This window comes from Nostoc sp. LEGE 06077 (genome assembly GCF_015207705.1).
Lineage (GTDB): Bacteria > Cyanobacteriota > Cyanobacteriia > Cyanobacteriales > Nostocaceae > Nostoc_B.
On record NZ_JADEWI010000120.1, the window covers coordinates 1 to 1,724 of the forward strand.

Annotated in this window: 2 protein-coding genes and 2 pseudogenes; 2 read left to right on the forward strand and 2 right to left on the reverse strand. The window is 38.8% G+C overall.

The genetic code is table 11. The features are described from left to right. Positions 1-135: 135 nt before the first annotated feature. Both IQ244_RS33310 and IQ244_RS32125 read left to right on the forward strand, forming a co-directional pair. A pseudogene (locus IQ244_RS33310) lies at positions 136-795 on the forward strand (Rid family detoxifying hydrolase); the annotation flags it as partial. Between the two features lie 118 nt (positions 796-913). Further along, a complete protein-coding gene (locus tag IQ244_RS32125) occupies positions 914-1,180 on the forward strand; it encodes a ribbon-helix-helix domain-containing protein (RefSeq protein WP_193900701.1) in 267 nt (88 codons plus the stop codon). Between the two features lie 9 nt (positions 1,181-1,189). Here the strand turns inward: IQ244_RS32125 and IQ244_RS32130 are convergent, their stop codons facing one another. Together IQ244_RS32130 and IQ244_RS32135 are read right to left on the reverse strand one after the other, a co-directional pair. Then, positions 1,190-1,540, reverse strand: coding sequence for a hypothetical protein (locus IQ244_RS32130; protein WP_193900702.1), 351 nt, complete (start codon positions 1,538-1,540; stop codon positions 1,190-1,192). Positions 1,541-1,583: 43 nt separating this feature from the next. Then, positions 1,584-1,724 (reverse strand): annotated as a pseudogene (locus IQ244_RS32135) (IS982 family transposase); the annotation flags it as partial.

Here is a 1,724-nt window from a genome sequence, read left to right on the forward strand (position 1 = left end):
CCAATTCCGATTTATTGCTTGGATTTAATCACCTAATTTTTACAATGAACCAATTTAAACCTTTTTTCTCTTCTGGATAATTTCATTTATTTACTACTTGCTTATTTCGGAAAGTGACAGAAGAGGGTTACAGCAGCATCTCTACAAAGTACAAACCTTACAAAATCAAGGCTCCAAGGAGCTAATCTAGAAAGAGTTAATCTGCGATTGGCAAATTTAACGAACGCAAATCTAGATAGAGCAAATTTGAGAAGGGCTGATTTAACTGGTGCTGATATTTATGGAGCCAGCTTTATAGATGCTGACCTAACTGGTGCGATAATGCCTGATGGAGAAATCTACAAACCGATCGCCGCTGAGGTAGAAATCGGTAAACAGGAAGTATCGTTAGAAAAAGTAATATCTATGACACGACAAGTTATTAATACTGATCAAGCACCTGCACCAGTGGGGCCATATAATCAAGCGATCGCGGCTTCTGGCCAAATGATATTTGTGGCTGGACAAATTGCGATCGATCCCCGGTTGGGTGATGTTGTTTACACAGATGATGTCAAAAAACAAACTGAGCAAGTATTAGCAAATTTAGAAGCAATTTTAAAAGCTGCTGGGGCGACTTTTGCAGATGTTGTCAAGACAACTGTGTTTTTAGCTGATATGAATGATTTCGCGGCTGTGAATGCGATTTATGCTAAATACTTCCCTGAAGATACAGCCCCAGCGCGTGCTTGTGTTCAAGTATCTCGTTTACCAAAAGATGTGCTGGTAGAAATTGATTGTATAGCCGTGATTTAAAACTAGTTGATAAGCTCATAACCCCGACATTTAAAAGAGTTCGGGGTTATCTAGTAACTTTAATTCCTCAACTGCTTTTGGAATTAGTACTATTGAAATAAAGCTGATTTTATCAATCATGAATATCCAACTCAAACCAGAACATGAGCAATTTATCCAAGCTCAAATTGCCAGCAGTAGATTTACGAACGCAGATGAAGTCATTGACATAGCATTTCAACTGCTAGAGAAATTAAATTCTGACTATGTTTCATGGATAGAAGAAACTCGGCAAAAAGTTGATATTGCAATTTCTGAAATTGAAAGAGGAGAAGGTTTGGATGGGGAAACAGTAGTCATGGAAATACTCGAAAGATTCCAAAAGGCGCGTGAGGGTACGGAATGAGGCGATCGCTTACTCATAAGTGTGTGGATGAGGAGGCTGAGGTTTTGTTAAAAATCTTGCCAGCCATGCTAAAGCCGTGATTAATAAACCAACAGATATTGGTCGTATTTGGTTTTGCAATTGCACCAATTCTAAATCACTAAAATGACGGTTGAGCAGTTGGGAAGCAAAAATAAATGTTACTAACCAGAGGATGATACCAATAGGAGTTAGGATTGCTAAGAATCTAACTGTTTTGTTGACCTTTCTGTGATTTCGCCAACGTAAAGCCAGCCAACATCCAAGTACTTCACCAATCCACCAACCAAGAAATTGAGCGATCGCAGGTGGTATTACGCCTTCTAATTCAGCATTAGGCATAAATGTAATCACATAAACCCTGCCTAGATAACCTGAGTTCGGGTTAAAGATAAGGAAGTAAAAGCCACTCCAGTTGAAGGCTAGGTTTCTTAGGTTGATGACAATAAGCGATTAATCCGCAAAGAACGTTAACGCAAAAATTAACAGGGCTTCGATGTCTGGAATGCTCAATTTGAGAAATATT